Source organism: Saccharopolyspora gregorii (genome assembly GCF_024734405.1).
Taxonomy (GTDB): Bacteria; Actinomycetota; Actinomycetes; order Mycobacteriales; family Pseudonocardiaceae; genus Saccharopolyspora_C; species Saccharopolyspora_C gregorii.
This window is the reverse complement of the sequence record NZ_CP059556.1, coordinates 1,715,003-1,731,223: the sequence shown is the minus strand read 5'-3', so window position 1 is coordinate 1,731,223 and position 16,221 is coordinate 1,715,003. Positions and strand designations below refer to the sequence as shown.

Annotated in this window: 16 protein-coding genes; 9 read left to right on the top strand and 7 right to left on the bottom strand. The window is 71.4% G+C overall.

The window, feature by feature from the left end; all coding sequences use genetic code 11:
• Positions 1-76 precede the first annotated feature (76 nt).
• Positions 77-1,111, top strand: a complete 1,035-nt coding sequence (locus H1226_RS07635) for a methyltransferase domain-containing protein (RefSeq protein WP_258348070.1) — start codon at positions 77-79, stop codon at positions 1,109-1,111.
• A 135-nt stretch (positions 1,112-1,246) separates the two neighbouring features.
• Here the strand turns inward: H1226_RS07635 and H1226_RS07630 are convergent, their stop codons facing one another.
• The 5 genes from H1226_RS07630 to H1226_RS07610 form a co-directional block, all read right to left on the bottom strand.
• Positions 1,247-2,509, bottom strand: a complete 1,263-nt coding sequence (locus tag H1226_RS07630; RefSeq protein WP_258348069.1) for a dihydrolipoamide acetyltransferase family protein — start codon at positions 2,507-2,509, stop codon at positions 1,247-1,249.
• 92 nt (positions 2,510-2,601) lie between these two features.
• A complete protein-coding gene (locus H1226_RS07625; RefSeq protein ID WP_224959937.1) occupies positions 2,602-3,597 on the bottom strand; it encodes an alpha-ketoacid dehydrogenase subunit beta in 996 nt (331 codons plus the stop codon).
• 93 nt (positions 3,598-3,690) lie between these two features.
• Positions 3,691-4,788, bottom strand: coding sequence for a pyruvate dehydrogenase (acetyl-transferring) E1 component subunit alpha (gene pdhA / locus H1226_RS07620; protein WP_258348068.1), 1,098 nt, complete (start codon positions 4,786-4,788; stop codon positions 3,691-3,693).
• Positions 4,789-4,826: 38 nt separating this feature from the next.
• Positions 4,827-6,293 (bottom strand): dihydrolipoyl dehydrogenase, encoded by a 1,467-nt coding sequence (gene lpdA / locus H1226_RS07615; protein WP_258348067.1) that lies wholly within the window; start codon positions 6,291-6,293, stop codon positions 4,827-4,829.
• Positions 6,294-6,589: 296 nt separating this feature from the next.
• Positions 6,590-7,810 (bottom strand): PucR family transcriptional regulator, encoded by a 1,221-nt coding sequence (locus H1226_RS07610; protein ID WP_224959943.1) that lies wholly within the window; start codon positions 7,808-7,810, stop codon positions 6,590-6,592.
• 155 nt (positions 7,811-7,965) lie between these two features.
• Between H1226_RS07610 and H1226_RS07605 the strand changes: the two genes are divergently transcribed.
• Both H1226_RS07605 and H1226_RS07600 read left to right on the top strand, forming a co-directional pair.
• Positions 7,966-8,643 (top strand): GntR family transcriptional regulator, encoded by a 678-nt coding sequence (locus tag H1226_RS07605; protein ID WP_258348065.1) that lies wholly within the window; start codon positions 7,966-7,968, stop codon positions 8,641-8,643.
• 293 nt (positions 8,644-8,936) lie between these two features.
• Positions 8,937-9,071: an archaellin/type IV pilin N-terminal domain-containing protein gene (locus tag H1226_RS07600; protein WP_255615043.1), complete on the top strand. Its 135-nt coding sequence runs from the start codon at positions 8,937-8,939 to the stop codon at positions 9,069-9,071.
• Between the two features lie 61 nt (positions 9,072-9,132).
• Here H1226_RS07600 and ligD read toward each other — a convergent pair whose 3' ends face one another.
• Positions 9,133-10,128: a non-homologous end-joining DNA ligase gene (ligD, locus tag H1226_RS07595; protein WP_425565626.1), complete on the bottom strand. Its 996-nt coding sequence runs from the start codon at positions 10,126-10,128 to the stop codon at positions 9,133-9,135.
• Between the two features lie 142 nt (positions 10,129-10,270).
• On the opposite strand from ligD, the gene H1226_RS07590 reads away from it, so the two are divergent.
• The 4 genes from H1226_RS07590 to H1226_RS07575 all read left to right on the top strand — a co-directional run bounded on the left by H1226_RS07590 (position 10,271) and on the right by H1226_RS07575 (position 13,197).
• Positions 10,271-11,032 (top strand): DsbA family protein, encoded by a 762-nt coding sequence (locus tag H1226_RS07590; protein ID WP_258348062.1) that lies wholly within the window; start codon positions 10,271-10,273, stop codon positions 11,030-11,032.
• A complete protein-coding gene (locus H1226_RS07585; RefSeq protein WP_258348061.1) occupies positions 11,029-11,652 on the top strand; it encodes a vitamin K epoxide reductase family protein in 624 nt (207 codons plus the stop codon). The genes H1226_RS07590 and H1226_RS07585 overlap by 4 nt, the downstream gene beginning before the upstream one ends.
• Before the next feature lie 271 nt (positions 11,653-11,923).
• Positions 11,924-12,382 carry an ATP-binding protein gene (locus tag H1226_RS07580; protein WP_308011308.1) on the top strand — a complete coding sequence of 153 codons (459 nt, stop codon included), beginning with the start codon at positions 11,924-11,926 and terminating at the stop codon, positions 12,380-12,382.
• A complete protein-coding gene (locus tag H1226_RS07575) occupies positions 12,379-13,197 on the top strand; it encodes a SigB/SigF/SigG family RNA polymerase sigma factor (protein ID WP_258348060.1) in 819 nt (272 codons plus the stop codon). Before H1226_RS07580 ends, H1226_RS07575 begins: the two co-directional genes overlap by 4 nt.
• Before the next feature lie 122 nt (positions 13,198-13,319).
• Here the strand turns inward: H1226_RS07575 and H1226_RS07570 are convergent, their stop codons facing one another.
• Positions 13,320-14,222: a M23 family metallopeptidase gene (locus H1226_RS07570; protein WP_258348058.1), complete on the bottom strand. Its 903-nt coding sequence runs from the start codon at positions 14,220-14,222 to the stop codon at positions 13,320-13,322.
• Between the two features lie 635 nt (positions 14,223-14,857).
• On the opposite strand from H1226_RS07570, the gene H1226_RS28250 reads away from it, so the two are divergent.
• Together H1226_RS28250 and H1226_RS07565 are read left to right on the top strand one after the other, a co-directional pair.
• Positions 14,858-14,950, top strand: coding sequence for a putative leader peptide (locus tag H1226_RS28250; protein WP_373690029.1), 93 nt, complete (start codon positions 14,858-14,860; stop codon positions 14,948-14,950).
• A 171-nt stretch (positions 14,951-15,121) separates the two neighbouring features.
• Positions 15,122-16,018, top strand: a complete 897-nt coding sequence (locus tag H1226_RS07565; RefSeq protein ID WP_258348057.1) for a sulfite exporter TauE/SafE family protein — start codon at positions 15,122-15,124, stop codon at positions 16,016-16,018.
• Positions 16,019-16,221: the final 203 nt, after the last annotated feature.

Below are 16,221 nucleotides of genomic sequence, written 5' to 3'. Positions count from 1 at the left end.
TCCGGAGAGCGAGAAGTAGTCCGCAGTGGGCGAACAGGCTCCGCTCCCCGCCTCGCGCGGCGCATTCATCCCGCCGGTGGTCTGGGACGACGACCCCGAATCGGACGGTTTCACCCCGGTCTCCCTCCACCGGGAACCCGCGCGCTGGCACGCGCTGGTCGACGCCGACGAACCGGTCGTGACGCAGGTCGCGGACGGCGAACCCGGCGGCGACGCGCGGACGCCGACGAGCTCGTGCAGCAAGCCTTCGCTCGTCGCCGAGATGCTCGACGCGCTGGACCTGCGACCGGGCCTGCGCGTCCTGGAGATCGGCACCGGCACCGGGTGGAACGCCGCGCTGCTGCGCGACCGGGTGGGCCCGCACGGCCAGGTGACCTCGGTGGAGATCGACCCGGGACTCGCCGCCCGAGCCCGGGACGTGCTCGCCGCCACCGGTCGCGACGTGGACGTGATCACCGGCGACGGCGCGGCCGGGCACCCGTCCGGTGCGCCGTACGACCGGGTCATCGCCACGGCCTCGGCGCGCACCGTCCCGCGTGCCTGGATCGAGCAGACCCGCGTCGGCGGACTGGTGCTGCTGCCGTGGGGAACCGACTACGGCGAAGACGCGCTCACCAGACTGGAAGTGCGGCCGGACGGCTCGGCCACCGGGCGCTGCGGCACGCGGCTCTCGTTCATGCGGCTGCGGCAGCAGCGCAGGCACCGCCTCGAACCGGACGAGGACGAACTCCGCGCGGCGCGGCGCAGCAGCACCGCGCTGCGCGGGCCGGAGCTGTACGAGGTGGTCGAGTTCTCCCGCGCCGCCTTCACCATCGGGCTCCGGGTGCCGCACTGCCACCTCACCGTCGAGGACCGCGACGAGCGGCACCGCGACGTCGAACTGCACGACCGCCGCACCGGATCGTGGGCGCGCGTCGGCATGATCCGCGACGAGCACCCGTGGCCGGTGCTGCAGCTCGGGCCGCGCGAGCTCTGGAACGAGGTCGAAGCCGCGCACGCCTGGTGGCGGGACGCCGGTCGTCCCACCCCCGATCGCTGCACGCTCACCGTCCACCCCGACGGCACCCACCGGATCAGCACCGGCCGCCACCGCTGGCCCCTGGAGCTCTGACCGGACCCCTGGAACTCCGATCAGGTGAGCGGCCCGCTCGACCAACGAGACCGGGCTGGTGGGCCACTCACCTGGAACGAGCGACGGCCCGCCCACCCCGGAGCACGGGGCGGGCGGGCCGTCGGAGTTCGCGCGTCAGGCGATGATGCGCAGCGGGTCCTCCAGCAGCGCGGTGAACTGCTGCAGGAACGCGGCACCCACGGCACCGTCGATCGCGCGGTGGTCGGCGGACAGCGTCACCCGCAGGATCTTGCGGGCCACCACCTCGCCGTCGCGCAGCTGCAGCTCGTCCTTGGCCGCACCCACCGCGAGGATTCCCGCCTCCGGCGGGTTGATCACCGCGGAGAACTGCTCGATGCCGAACATGCCCAGGTTCGAGATGGTGAAGGTGCCACCGGACATCTCGTCCAGCTTCAGCTTGCCCTCGCGGGCGCGCCCGGCCTTCTCCCGGCCCTCGGTGGCGATCTCCGAAACGCTCTTGCGGTCCGCGTCCGGGATGACCGGCACGATCAGCCCGTCCTCGATGGCCACCGCGACGCCCAGGTTGATCCGCTTGTGCTTGATCAGCTTGTCGCCGCCGAAGGACACGTTCACCGACGGGTTCGCGCGCAGCGCCGTGGCGACCGCCTTCACCACCAGGTCGTTGATGCTGACCTTCGGGCCGCCCGCCGCCTGCAGCCGCTCGTTGAGCTGCGCGCGGAACGCGACCAGCTCGGTCACGTCGATCGCGCTGGTCAGGTAGAAGTGCGGGGCCTGCTGCTTGCTCTCGGTGAGCCGCTTGGCGGTGACCTTGCGGATGTTGCTCAGCGGCACCTCCTCGGCGTCCGCCGGAGTCGCCACCTGCTGGACCGGAGCCGGAGCGGGCGCGGCCGGAGCCGGGGCGGCCGCCGGAGCCGGGGCGGAGGACGCCGCGGCCTCGATGTCGGCGCGGATGATCCGGCCACCGGGACCGGAACCCCGCACCGCGGCGAGATCCACGCCCAGGTCCTTCGCCACGGCCTTCGCCAGCGGCGACGCCTTCGGCTTGGAACCCTCGGCGACCGAGCTGCCGTTCGTCGGTTCAGCGGGCTCGGCGGGCTCGGCCGGAGCAGCGGCCGGGGCAGCTTCGGCCGGCTTCTCCGCGGCCGGGGCCGGGGCGGCCGCCGACTCCGCCGCAGCGCCCGAACCGTCGCCCACCACGGCGATCGGCGTGCCGATCGGAACCGTCTGCCCCTCCTCGACCAGCAGCTTCTCCAGCACGCCTGCGTCGAAGGCCTCCAGCTCCATGATGGCCTTGTCGGTCTCGATGTCCGCGACGACCTCGCCGCGCTCGATCGAATCGCCCACCTTCTTGCGCCAGGCGGCGATGACGCCTTCCTCCATGGTGTCGGACAGGCGGGGCATCTGGATCTCAGTCATCTGCACATTCCTCGGGAACTCTCAAGACTTCATGGTGAACCGGCTCGTCGTGGCTCCCGGGGTCCGACCCGAACGCACGACCCAGGTCGAGCTCAGCGGCGGCGGCCGACGGCGTCGAGAGTCTCGCGCACGGCCGTCGTGAGCGACTCGGCGGACGGCAGCGCGGCCCGCTCCAGCGGCTTCGCGTACGGCAGCGGCACCTCCGCGGCCGCGACGCGGCGCACCGGGGCGTCCAGGTAGTCGAACGCGCCGTCCGAGATGGAGGCGGCGATCTCCGCACCGATCCCGTAGGTCAGCCAGTCGTCCTCGGCGACCACCGCGCACCCGGTCTTGCGCACCGAGTTCACGATCGTCTCCCGGTCCAGCGGGCGCAGGCTGCGCAGGTCCACGACCTCCGCGTTGATGCCGTCCTCGTCGTGCAGCTTCTCCGCGACCTGGGTGGCCACCCCCGCCATCCGCGAGTAGCCGATGATCGTGATGTCGCTGCCCTCGCGGGTCACCGCGGCCTTGCCGATCTCGGCGGGCTCCACGTGGTCCGGGACCTCGCCCTTGGTGTTGTAGAGCGCCAGGTTCTCCAGGAACAGCACCGGGTCGTCGTCCCGGATGGAGGCCAGCAGCAGCGCCTTGGCATCCGCGGGCGTGCTCGGCGCCACGACCTTCAGGCCCGGCACGAACGCGTAGTACAGCTCGATGTTCTGCGAGTGCGTCGCACCCAGCTGCTGGCCGCCGCCACCGGGCGTGCGCAGCACCATCGGCACGCTGGTCTGGCCGCCGAACATGCCGTAGATCTTCGCCGCGTGGTTGACGATCTGGTCCAGCGCCACCAGCGAGAAGTTGATCGTCATGAGCTCCACGACCGGGCGCAGCCCCAGCATCGCGGCGCCCACCGCGGCACCGACGAAGCCCTCCTCCGCGATCGGGGTGTCGCGCACCCGCTTCTCGCCGAACTCCTGCAGCAGCCCGGCGGTGATCTTGTAGGAGCCCTCGAAGACGCCGATCTCCTCACCGATGAGGAACACGTCGTCGTCGCGGTGCATCTCGTCGCGCAGGGTGTCGTGCAGCGCCTGGCGGTAGGTGATGACGGCCAAGAGTCGTTTCTCCAGAAGACATGCCACCGGCGGCACCCGGCGGGGTCACCGCCGAGCGCCGCGCGGCGACTCGGAAGGAAGGGGTGGGTCGCCTCAGAACACCGGGTCGGCGGGCAGCCGGCGGGAGTCGTTGGCGACCGGGGTGGCGTAGGTGTAGTCGAACAGCGTCGAGACCTCGGGGTGCGGGCTGTCGTCGGCGAAGGCCACCGCCGCGTCCGCGTCGGCCTGCGCGAGCCGCTCGATCTCCTGCGCGCCGTCCTCGTCGAGCACACCGGCCTCGACCAGCCGCGCCCGGAAGTTCACCACCGGGTCGTGCTCGCGGGCCTCCTGCACCGACTCCTCGCTGCGGTACTTCGCCGGGTCGACCACCGAGTGGCCCTTGAGGCGGTGGCTGACCGCCTCCAGCAGCGCCGGGCCGCCCGACTCGCGGGCCCGCTCCACCAGGCGCGTCGCCGCGTCGCGGACCGCCAGCACGTCGTTGCCGTCCACGCGCTCGCCGTGCATCCGGTACGCGGACGCGCGCTTGTACAGCTCGGACTCCGCGGAGGACTTCTCCACCGTGGTGCCCATGCCCAGGAAGTTGTTCACCACGACGAACACGACCGGCAGGTTCCACAGCGCCGCGATGTTCAGCGCCTCGTGGAACGCACCGATGTTGGTGGTGCCGTCGCCCATCTGGCACATCACGACCTGGTCGCCGCCGCGGTAGTCGATGGCCATCGCCGCGCCGGTCGCCAGCGGGATCTGGCCGCCGACGATGCCGTAGCCGCCGAGCAGCCCGGCCTCCACGTCGAACATGTGCATCGAGCCGCCCCAGCCCTTGGAGGTGCCGGTGGTGCGGCCGTACAGCTCGGCCATCACGCGGCCGGGCTCGATGCCCTTGGCCAGCGCGTAGCCGTGCTCGCGGTAGTTCGTGAACAGCAGGTCCGTCTTGCGCAGCGCCGACATCAGGCCGACGACGGTGGCCTCCTCGCCCAGGTTCAGGTGGCAGTAGCCACCGATCTTGGCCTGGGTGTAGCCCTGCGCGGCCCGCTCCTCGAAGCGGCGGATCAGCGTCATCTGCTGGAAGTAGCCGCGCAGCAGCTCGGCCGACTCGCCGGAGAACGCGCCGGACTTGGCCGACTTCGCCGTGCTGCGGCGGGTCGACTTCGCGCGGGTGGCGGGCTTGGTGCGGGTCGCGGTCTCAGCCATCACGGAACCCTTTCGGTGCGAGGAGCGGAACGGGGGGATCAACGCTTCTTCGGCGGGGCGGTGTGCACCGGCAGGCCGAGGGCGGTCATCGCCGCCTCCATGCCGATCTCGCCGAGCGTCGGGTGCGCGTGGATCGTCTCGGCGAGCTCGTCGAGCGTCGCCTCCAAGGTGATCGCGAGCGCGCCCTCGGTGATCAGGTCGCTGGCGGACGGGCCGAACACGTGCACGCCGAGGACCTCGCCGTACTGCTCCCCCGCCACGATCTTCATGAAGCCCTCGGTGTCGCCGAAGGTCTGGGCGCGGCCCAGCGCGGCGAACGGGAACTTCGCGGCCACCACCTGGTGACCGGCCTCGGTGGCCTGCTTCTCGGTCAGCCCGACGCTGGCGATCTCCGGGTGGGTGAACGTCGCGGCCGGGATCACGTTGTAGTCGATCGAGGCGTGGTGGCCCGCGATGGTCTCGGCGGCCACGACGCCCTGGTGCGAGGCGACGTGCGCGAGCAGCGCCTTGCCGGTGACGTCGCCGATCGCGTAGACGTGCTCGACGTTGGTGCGCAGCTTCTCGTCGACCTGCACGAACCCGCGGCCGTCGACCTCGACGCCGGCGGCGGCCAGGTCCAGGGATGCGGTGTTGGGCTTGCGGCCCACGCCGACCAGCACCACGTCCGCGTCGACCTCGGAGACCTTCGCGCCGTCCACCGAGACCTTCAGGGCGGCGTCCTTCCCGCCCTCCTCGATCTTGGAGACGGTGGCGCCGGTGAGCACCTGCACGCCGCGCTTGGAGAAGGAGCGGCCGAGGGCCTTGCCGATCTCGGCGTCCTCGGCGGGCACCAGCGTCGGCTGCATCTCGATGATGGTGACCTCGCTGCCGAGGGCGTTGAACAGGCTCGCCCACTCGGCGCCGACCGCGCTGCCGCCGATGACGGCGAGCTTGCCGGGCACCTCGGTGAGGCCGAACGCGCCGTCGGAGGTGATCACGCCGGGCAGCTCCGCGCCGGGCAGCGGCAGCTGGACCGGGACCGAACCGGTCGCGACGACGACGTCGCGCGCGCTGATCCGGTCGACGGGCTCGTCGCCCGCGGGCTCGGCGGCGTAGCGCGGGCCGTTCGCGCCGAGCGCAGACTCGCCGACCGCGTACACGTCGACGGTGGTCGGGCCGGTGAACTTGGCGTGGCCGTTGACGACGGTGACGCCGTTCGCCTTGAGCAGGCCCGCGACGCCGTCGGTCAGGCCCTTCACCACGCCGTCCTTGCGGCGGGTGATGGCGTCGTAGTCCAGGCCCACGTTCTCCGCGCGGATGCCGAAGTCCGCGGCGTGCAGCACCGTCTCGTAGACCTCGGCGGAACGCAGCATCGCCTTGGTCGGGATGCAGCCCCAGTTCAGGCAGACGCCACCGGGCCGTTCCTTCTCGACCACGGCCACCTTGAGGCCGCGCTGCGCGGCCCGGATCGCGGCGACGTAACCGCCGGGGCCGCCGCCCACTACGAGGAGGTCGTATTCCTGCACTTCGATGTGCTCCTTCGAGCCGCGCCGGCCCTGACGACACCGCGCCATCGGGCGGGTTCGCAGCCGGGTGAATATCGGGTGATTCTCACTCAGAGTGTCGTGAGCGCTGCCACTTCGGCGCTATGCGCGACCGCCCAGACTTCGACGACGGTCGCTGTGCACTCCGCACAATCTCGGCCTCGGTCAGCACTCCAGGTGATCGAATCTCACGGTCGGTGAGATCCTAGCGCGCGCGACCCCGGAAAACCCGTGCCCCTCGCGGATAGCGGAAAAACGCGAAAAATTCGTTCCGCGGCTCAGTCGCGCAGCCCGTCCCGCAGGTGTAGTGCCGACAGCGCCAGCGACAGCGACACGTACGCGGCCCGGCCCTGCAGCGACCGCCCGATCAAGGTGCTGATCCGGTGCAGCCGGTTGAGCACCGTGTTGCGGTGGCAGTGCAGCCGCAGCGCCGCGTTCGCCGTGGAGCAGTTCTCCTCCAGCCACGCGGTCAGCGTCTCCAGCAGCATGTCCCGCTCCTTGACCGGCAGCTCCAGCAACGGCCCCAGCTGCGAGTCCAGCAGGCGTCGTGCCAGCTCAGGGGACTGCACCAGCAGCGCCTCCGGGTAGTGCCGGTCCAGCGACACCAGCTGCGCCGCCCCGTGCGGGACGGTGCCCATCGCGGTGACCGCGAGCTGGTGGGCCAGCCCCACCTCGGCCAGCCCGCGCACCTCCGGCGAGGCCGCGACCCGGCCGCGCGCCAGCGGCCGCAGCACGTCCAAGGCACCCGCCGGGTCCCGCTGCTCCAGCGCCACCAGCCCCACCAGTGTGTCCGCGCGCACTTGCCACACCGATCGGATGTGCACCCCGCCCAACGCATCGTGCTGGCCGCTGAGCGCGAAGCTGCCGTCGGCGCGCATCTCGGCGACCACGACCAGGTAGCGGCCGCCGGTGGGCAGGTCCAGCTCCTTCGCGGTCCGCTGCGCGAAGGCGGCGTCCCGGGCGCGGCCGCTGAGCAGGTCCTCCACCAGCGCGTGCCTGCGCTGGTCGTCGCGGCGCAGCCGCTCCAGCTCGGTGTTGCGGTACGAGGTGGACAGCGTCGAGGACAGCCCGTCGATCACCGTCCACATCGACGTCGCCGCGCCCAGCACCACGTCCGGATCGGCGCGATCGGCGTGCGCCTGCTCGACGATGGCCTCCCACACGATCCGGCCGCCGAGCCGGAAGGTGCGCAGCATGACCTCCAGCGGCACGCCCTGTTCGGCGCGGCGGCGGCCGATCTCCGCGGCCACGTCGTCGCCGTCCGGGTCGCCCGCGGCACCGCTGAGGATCTCCAGGACCCGTTGCAGGTAGCGGCGGCAGCCGTCGTAGAGGTCCTCGCGGGGCACCGGGCGGTAGTCGGTCCACTCCGGATTGTCGGTGAAGATCGCGCCCATCAACCGGCCGGCGAGCGCCTCGGCGTCCCCGAGCCGGGCCGCCGCCAGCGAATGCGTGATCGCGTGCCCCGGATCGGGCACCGGACGAGCGGGATCGGCGGCCACGTCCTGCGACGATACCCGCCGGACCACGAGCAGCGATCCGGTCGTACCGCCCGCCTGGTATCAAGTTCGCAGCAGCAACGCCGCGCGCGACGGGCGGCGCACCCCCAGCACGATCGAGCGGGGACGATCGAAATCAGGCGACGATCGAGAGAGCGATGCCCGGAGCAGGACTGCCCCACCGACGACCCCGCCCCCAGCTCTCCGACGAGGTGGCCTCCCGGATCCGCGACCGGATAGTGACCGGCCTGCTGCGCAAGGGCGAGCACCTGCACCTGGAGCGGCTCGCCGAGGAGATCGGCGTCAGCGTCACCCCCGTGCGCGAGGCGCTGCTGGCGCTGCGCGGCGAGGGCTTCGTCGAGCTGGAACCGCGCCGCGGGTTCACCGTGCTGCCGCTGAACCGCAAGGACATCGAGGACACCAGCCGCGTGCAGGCCGCCATCGCCGGTGAGCTGGCCGCGCGGACCGCCGCGCTGATCAGCGTCGGGCAACTCGCCGGGCTGGAGGAGGTGCAGGCCGAGCTGGAGCACGCCGGGCGGTTCGGGATCGGTGACGCGGCGGAACTGGACCTGCGGTTCCACCACGCCATCTACGACATCGCCGATTCGGCGAAGCTCGCCTGGTTCGTGCAGCTGACGTCCCGGTACGTGCCGCGCGAGCTGCTGGCGGCCACCGAGGACCACGCGGAGACGACCGGGTCGGAGCACCGGGCGATCCTGCGCGCGCTGCACAACCGCGATCCGGAGGCGGCGCGGCGGGCGATGCACGAGCACCTCGCGCACCACGGCCAGGTCGTGATCCGGCGGCTGGACCAGCAGGGGTTCTGGGAGCGGTGACCGCCGTTGCGCGGTGGTCCGTCGGCGCTCCGCCACGACCCCGCACCGAGCCTTCCCTCACGTGGGCGAGACGGACGCCACCAGGGAATATTTCGGCCACGTAACGTATTGTCGGAGTGCGGCGACATGCCCTGTGGCAGTCGAGTTCGCGGCGACGTCTCCTCCACCGGAACCGGGGTCACCCCAGCAGGTCCCGAGGCGGTGGAGAACGGATCAGGCGGACCGCGCGTCTCCGGGACTCGGCGCCGAAACCAGCAGCAGATCCACTCCTCCAGAAAAGCGGGGCGCGAACCATGCAGATCAGCAGCCGCACCATCGTGTCGGTTGTCGGAACGGTGATGATGGTCCTGGCGACCGTCGTGCTCGCCGCATGGTCCCAACCTCAGCCCGTACCGCAGAACAGCGCGGTGGTCAGCGTCCTGAGGTGACGGGGACCGCGGCGGCCTGCCTCGGGCGAGCCCGGAACACCGGGATCTCCGGAGGCAGGCGTCAGCCCTCCCGCACCACCTCCGACGCCGCCTTGTCGTTGCGCAGCCCCAGGAACCTCGGGTGCCGCAGCCGTCCGTCCGCCGTCCACTCGGTGAACCCCACCTCGGCGACGAGCTCCGGTTCCGCCCACCGCGCCTCCCGTTCCGGGATGCGGTCGGCGAACGGCGGTTCCCGCCGGGCCAGCGCGTCCAGCCTCCCCCGCAGCTCCCGCAGCGTCGCCTCGTCGTACCCGGTGCCGACCTTGCCCGCGTACCGCAGCTCGCCCTGCTCGAAGTAGCCGACGAGCAGCGCGCCGAAGCCGGACCGCGAGCCCTTCGGCTCGGTGAACCCGCCGACGACGAACTCCTGCTGCGAGGTGCACGGGAGCTTCAGCCAATCCCGGGTGCGGCCGCTGCGGTACGGCCGGTCCGCCCGCTTCGCGATCAACCCCTCCCAGCCGCGGGCGCAGGCCTGCCGGTAGAACTCCTCGCCGTCGCCGCGCCGGTGCTCGGTGAGCCGCAGCGGTTCGGCGAACTCGAAGCACTCCGCCAGCAGCCGCTTGCGGATCCGCAGCGGCAGCCGGGTGACGTCCACGTCGCCGATCGCCATCAGGTCGAACAGGTAGTAGTGCACCGCCACCCCGCTGCGCCGGGCGGCCCGCGGGTCGGACACGTGCATCCGGTGCTGCAGCCTGGCGAAGCTGGTGCGGCCGCCGTCGAAGGCCACCACCTCACCGTCCACCACGAACCGGTCCGGCTGGGACCGCAACGCGTCCAGCAGCTCCGGGTAGGCCGTGTCGACCCGGTTGTGGTTGCGCGACCACAGCACGGGGGCGCCGCCGGTGCGGGCCGCGACGACGCGCACCCCGTCGAGCTTGCGCTCGAACAGCCAGTCCGGATCGGAGAAGCGGGTCGCGGTGCGGGTGGCCAACGCGGGAGCCAGCCAGTCCCCCGTCCACCGCCGCAGCAGCGGGCGCAGTCCCGCGTCCACCAGGTCGAGCACATCGGACTCCGTCACCGATGCGGTATACCCGTAGTGGGCAGGGCGGTCCCGTGACCACCCGCTCTCTCACACTTTCGTGTTGGTGGGGGAAACTGGATCTCTCTGCCGCAGGTGCGGGAACACCCGCGCGAGCCGACCGCCGAAGGTGCACGAAGCGATGCCGAAGACAACGAACCCGCTGCTGAAGAAGAGCGGCCCCTCCACCAACATGATCTTGAGCATCGTGGTCGTGGTGGCCGCGCTGCTCGTCGTGGGCGGGATCCTGCTCTACTCCGCGGGCCAGAAGGACGACGCGAGCCAGGGCGGCAACGGCGCGCCCGACCTCAGCACCGTCGTCGCGCACCCCGACAGCAACAAGCTCTCCGAATCCCCCGACGGCAAGGTCACCGTCGCCGAGTTCCTCGACTTCCAGTGCCCCGCCTGCTGGCAGTACTACACGGGCGTGACGAAGCAGATCGAGGAGGAGTTCGCGGGCCGCATCACCTTCGTGAACCGGCACTTCCCGATCGCCAAGGCGCACCCGCTCGCGGAATCCGCCGCGAAGGCCGCCGAAGCGGCGGGCGTGCAGGGCAAGTACAAGGAGATGTACCACGCCCTCTACGACGACTACTCCGCCTGGGCCGTCGCGCCCGACGGGCAGAACGTGAGCGACGACGAAGCCCGCGCGGAGAAGGTCTTCGACCAGCACGCCCAGCAGATCGGGCTCGACGTCGCGAAGTTCAAGGCCGACCAGGACTCCCAGCAGGTCGCCGACCGGATCAAGAAGGACCAGGCCGACGCCAAGACCGCCGGGGTCGAGGGCACGCCCAGCTTCTTCATCAACGGCCAGAAGTGGGAGCCCACCACGGACAAGGGGACCACCTACGCCGACGTGGTCAACCAGCTGCGGGACAAGCTGAACCAGGAGCTGGCGAAGTGACCGCCACCGAGCAGGCCCGCGCCGCCGCCCCCGCTCCCGCGCCCGCCCCCGCGCGCGGGCTCGGCTGGCTGTACGTGATCGGCGGCGCGATCGGTCTGGTCAGCGCGTTCGCGCTCACCATCGAGAAGATCAACAAGCTGGGCGACCCGAACTACGTCCCGTCGTGCAGCCTGAACCCGATCATCTCCTGCGGCTCGGTGATGGACAGCGCGCAGGCCGCGCTGTTCGGCTTCCCCAACCCGCTGATCGGGGTGGCCGCGTTCCCGGCGCTGATGGCCGCCGGTGCGGCGCTGCTGGCCGGGCTGACCGCTCCGCGCTGGTTCTGGCTGGGCCTCCAGCTGGGCAGCACGCTCGGCGTCGTGTTCGTGCACTGGCTGATCGTGCAGAGCCTGTACGAGATCGGCGCGCTGTGCCCGTACTGCATGGTCGTGTGGGCCGTCACCATCCCGATCTTCTGGTACACCACGCTGCACGTGCTGCGCTCCGGCCACCTCGGTGGCGGGCGGGCGCTGGGCGCGGCGCTGGCCAAGTTCCACAGCTTCGCGCTGCTGGTGTGGTATCTGGTGATCGTGGTACTCGTGCTGCAGGCGTTCTGGTCCTACTGGATCAGCCTGGTCTAACCGCTGCACGGGCGGCGGGCTGGAACACCCGTTTGCCCGGCCACCGCACCGGGTATGAGGTGACGGTGAGTAGTGGTAATCGCAAGCACCCGACCGGGCGGCCGGCGGCGTTCGCGAGGCGGCTGCGCCGCGCGGCGGCACCGGCCGCACCCGAGCGCGGGGGCGCGTGATGCGATCAGAACCCGGTGCGCGAACGGGATCGGGAGTGCGGCAGGCAGTGCCGGGCTCCGATCCCGGAACGAGATCTCCCAGCGCAAAGCGAGGTGTATCAGTGTCAGCACCACAGCCCGCCCGCGGTGAGCGGACCGCTCCGCCGCCGCGATCCGACTCCGCCCCGGCCGAATCCGTCGTCGAAGTGCGGGTGGCCGCGGACGCGTCCCAGCTGTCGGTCCTGCGGGCGGTGACCGGGGACCTGGCGATGCGTGCCGACTTCGACGTCGACTCGATCGCGGACCTGCGGCTGGCCGTGGACGAGGCGTGCTCCTCGCTGATCCGGCTCGCCTCGGACGGCAGGCAGCTGGTGTGCCGGTTCCAGACCGACGAGCTCGGGCTGAGCCTGTCCGCCTCCGTGGTCAGCGACCGCGCGCAAGGCGCCCGCGAGGACACCTTCAGCTGGCGCGTGCTCAGCGCGCTGACCGACAGTGTGTCAACCTCGGTGGAATCCGACGCGGACTCCGGCACCGGCCACTTGGTCCGCATCGATCTGACCAAGGGACGGGCCCACGAGTGAAGCAGGCGGATTCCGATCACGCCTCCCACTCGCGACATCAACGCTACGACGAACTGGCGCCCCTGTTCGCCGAACTCGCGGGTGTGGGGAAGGACGACCCGCGCCGGGACCGGTTGCGGGACCGGCTGGTCACCGAGCACCTGCCGGTGGCCGAGCACATCGCTCGCCGCTTCAGCCATCGCGGCGAGGCGCAGGAGGACCTCACCCAGGTCGCCACCCTCGGACTGATCAACGCCGTGGACCGGTTCGACCCGGACCGCGGCGTCGACTTCCTGTCCTTCGCGGTGCCCACGATCATGGGCGAGGTCCGCAGGCACTTCCGCGACACCGGCTGGGCGGTGCGGATGCCGCGCAGGCTCCAGGAGCTGCACCTGTCGGTGTCCTCGGCCATCGCCCGGCAGTCCCAGGAGCTCGGGCGGGCGCCCACGCCCAGCGAGCTCGCCGAGCACCTCGGCATCAGCCGGGACGACGTGTTCCGCGGGCTGGAGGCGGGCAACGCCTACCGCAGCGCCTCGCTGGACGAACTGCTCACCGCGACCGACGAGATCCCGCTGGGCGCGGCCATCGGGTCCGATGACGCCGAACTGGCCGAAGTGGAGAACCGGGAGACGATCCGGCCGCTGCTGGCCGAGCTCGACGAACGGGAACGGCGGATCCTGGTGATGCGGTTCTTCCGCTCGATGACCCAGACGCAGATCGCCGAGCAGATCGGCATCTCCCAGATGCACGTGTCCCGGCTGCTCTCGCGCACCCTCGGCTGGCTGCGCGAACGGCTGGAGAACGCCGAAACCCCCGCCGAGTCCACGACGGACTGACGGGGGCCGGTCTTCCCGGTGGGAAGGCCACCCGAGGCACGGTCGGGGGTGACTCCGAACCTCGGGCGGCCGGTCTGGTGCCCGGCGGGCCGGGCGGCGGTGGTGCCGCCCGGCCCCGGGGCTCACTTCACGGAGATCCCGTGCTGCTGCAGCCACGGCAGCGGGTTGATCTTGCTTCCGCTCTGGATGACCTCGAAGTGCAGGTGCGGGCCGGTGGACTGGCCCTTGTTGCCGATCGTGGCGATCTTGTCGCCGGCCTTGACCTGCTCGCCGACGCTCACGTCGATCGTGTTCACGTGGCCGTAGACGGTGATCGTGCCGTCGTTGTGCTGCACCCGCACCCACTGGCCGAAGCCGCTGGCGGGGCCCGCGTTGATGACCTCGCCGTCGCTGACGCTGACGATCGGGGTGCCGATGCTGTTGGCGATGTCGATGCCCTTGTGGGTGCTGCCCCAGCGGGAGCCGAAACCGGAGGTGAAGGTGCCGTCGGCGGGCTTGACGTAGCCACCGCCCGCCTTGGCGGGCTGAGCCGCGGCCGGCTTCGCCGGGACCTCGGCCTCCTTCGCCAGCTCGGCCTTCTTCGCCGCGGCGGCCTTCGCGTCCGCGGCCTCCTTCGCCGCCTTCTGGTCGGCGGCGGCCTGGGCGCGCTGCTGGGCGATCTCGCGGCCCTTGGCCACCTTCTGCGCCTCGTCCTGCGCGGGCTCGGGGGACTGCTGCGGGAGCAGCCGGACCGCGGCCTCGGTCTCGGGGGTGCCGTTCACGGCGGCCGCGAGCTGCTGCTGCGCGGCGGCGTGCTGTTCGGCGACCGGGCGGACGGCCTGGTTCTCGTCGCTCTTGTCCGCGTTGGCGGCCAGCGGCTGGCCGACGGCGGCGAACGCGCCTGCCGCGACGACGGCCGCGGCGATCTTGTTCCGGGCGGGGACCCGGGAGTTGCCGCGCTCGGAACGCGGCCGGAAGGAGTTCAGCAAGGACTCCCGGAGAGCGGGCTTCGGGGTGTGGCCGCTCTCCTGCCGGTGCTTGGCCATGGTCGCCTTTCCGTCTTCGGGGGGTGGTCCGATCACTCCCGCCGGGGGTGCGGGTGGACTCTTCGGGGGCGAGTCCTGTTCGTGATCGAACCGTGACGTTCTCAGCGAAAAAGGTAGCTGCGGGTCATCGGCAGCATCAAGCGATAGCCCTTTAGGTGGATGTACAGCTCGCAATCAGCCGCAAGTCGCACACTTTGCGTGACTGAAATAGATGACCATCCGATAACGTCCGTGATCTTCCGGGGCCGATCACCGACTCCGGCGAGGCACCGGCGGCAGAAGATCGACGACTCGCCGCGATCACGTCCGCGCGATCGGTGATTCCCCCTGGGCACGGAGCCGGCGACCACGCAGCGCAGCCCATCGGTCACGGAGGTCCGCCGCGGACCGCCCGGAACCGCGGGCGCCCCGCGACCCAGCAGCGAGAAGGGCGCACCGACCCCGGCACCGAAGGCCCGGTGGGTCACCGACCAAGACCGCGAAGCCCCGAAAGTGGTCTTGCGCACAAGCACCGCCACCAGGGCCCCTCACCCGGCTGTCGACCTCAAGTAACCGGCGAGTAACCACGAGCCCGGAACCTCCCGCACTCTGGGAAGCTCGTATCGCACGAAGGTTTGATCTGATTCACTGACTGCATGACGCGTGGTGACCAGTGGGGCCTGCTTGTCCAGCGCCTGCACGTCGACCTGCTGCGCGTCAGCTCCGCGGGATGTCGACCCCGCAGCTGAACACCCGCACGGCCGCCGCCCGCATCCGGGCGCGCTGAGCCCCGGCGACGGCGTCTCCCCTGCCCGCGGGCCTCCCGACGCGTCCGCCCGCGCCCGAACCGACCCACCGCACCACCCCGGCGCCCGCGCGCGAAGAACGGGGTGCTCGCGCACGCCACCCACGGAGAGATCGTGCAGACCTTCTTGATCTTCGCGCTCGGCGGATTCATCGCCCAGCTCGTCGATGGTTCCCTCGGCATGGCCTACGGGGTGACTTCCACGACCATCCTGCTCACGGCCGGGCTCACGCCCGCCGTGGCCTCCGCCTCGGTGCACCTGGCCGAGATCGGCACCTCCGCCGTCTCCGGCCTCTCGCACTGGAAGTTCGGCAACGTCGACTGGCGGGTCGTGCTCATCCTCGGCGTGCCCGGGGCCGTCGGCGCGTTCCTCGGCGCGACCGCGCTGAGCAACCTGTCCACCGAGGCGGCCGAGCCGTGGATGTCCACCATCCTGCTCGTGCTGGGCTTGTACGTGCTGCTGCGCTTCGCGCTGCGCCCGCTGCGCCGCAAGCAGCTCACCGGGGTGAGCTCGAAGCTGCTCGCGCCGCTCGGGCTGGTCGCGGGCTTCGTCGACGCGACCGGCGGCGGTGGCTGGGGTCCGGTGGCGACCCCCACGCTGTTGAGCACCGGCAAGGTCGAACCGCGCAAGGTCGTGGGCTCGGTCGACACCAGCGAGTTCCTCATCGCGGTGGCGGCCAGCCTCGGTTTCATCATCTCGCTGGCCGACGAGCCGCTGTCCTGGGCGACGGTGGGCGCGCTGCTGATCGGCGGCGTGATCGCCGCGCCGCTGGCGGCCTACCTGGTGCGGATCGTGCCGATGCGGCTGATCGGCGTGGGCGCGGGCGGGCTGATCGTGCTCACCAACGCCCGCACCCTGATCAAGGCGTTCGAGCTGCCCGCGCCCGCGGTGATCTACGCGGTGATCGTGGTGGCCTGGGTCGCCGCGCTGGCGTTCACGGTGGCGCAGATCGTGCGCGACCGGCGGGAGGAGCTGCCGGAGGAAGAGGCGAGCGAGCCGGTCGGCAGCTGAGCGCGCGCAGCACGACGCCCGTCCGCGACAGGGGTTCGCGGGCGGGCGTCGTCATGCGGGGCTCTCGACCAGAGGTTGTGCGGCTACCGGTGACACACGGAGCGTCAGCTTTACCCACGTGTCGTATCGCGTGAGTCATACGAAAGGGCTACGGTTCGGTAGGCCGTGTGGAAGCCCCCCGACACGCGGTAGGCGCCCCGGGT

Coding starts and splice junctions, on each gene's coding strand:
- H1226_RS07630 (WP_258348069.1), bottom strand. CDS start 2,509: ATGACTGAGATCCAGATGCCCCGCCTGTCCGACACCATGGAGGAAGGC.
- H1226_RS07600 (WP_255615043.1), top strand. CDS start 8,937: ATGCAGATCAGCAGCCGCACCATCGTGTCGGTTGTCGGAACGGTGATG.
- H1226_RS07570 (WP_258348058.1), bottom strand. CDS start 14,222: ATGGCCAAGCACCGGCAGGAGAGCGGCCACACCCCGAAGCCCGCTCTC.
- H1226_RS28250 (WP_373690029.1), top strand. CDS start 14,858: ATGACGCGTGGTGACCAGTGGGGCCTGCTTGTCCAGCGCCTGCACGTC.
- pdhA (WP_258348068.1), bottom strand. CDS start 4,788: ATGGCTGAGACCGCGACCCGCACCAAGCCCGCCACCCGCGCGAAGTCG.
- H1226_RS07590 (WP_258348062.1), top strand. CDS start 10,271: ATGCCGAAGACAACGAACCCGCTGCTGAAGAAGAGCGGCCCCTCCACC.
- H1226_RS07605 (WP_258348065.1), top strand. CDS start 7,966: ATGCCCGGAGCAGGACTGCCCCACCGACGACCCCGCCCCCAGCTCTCC.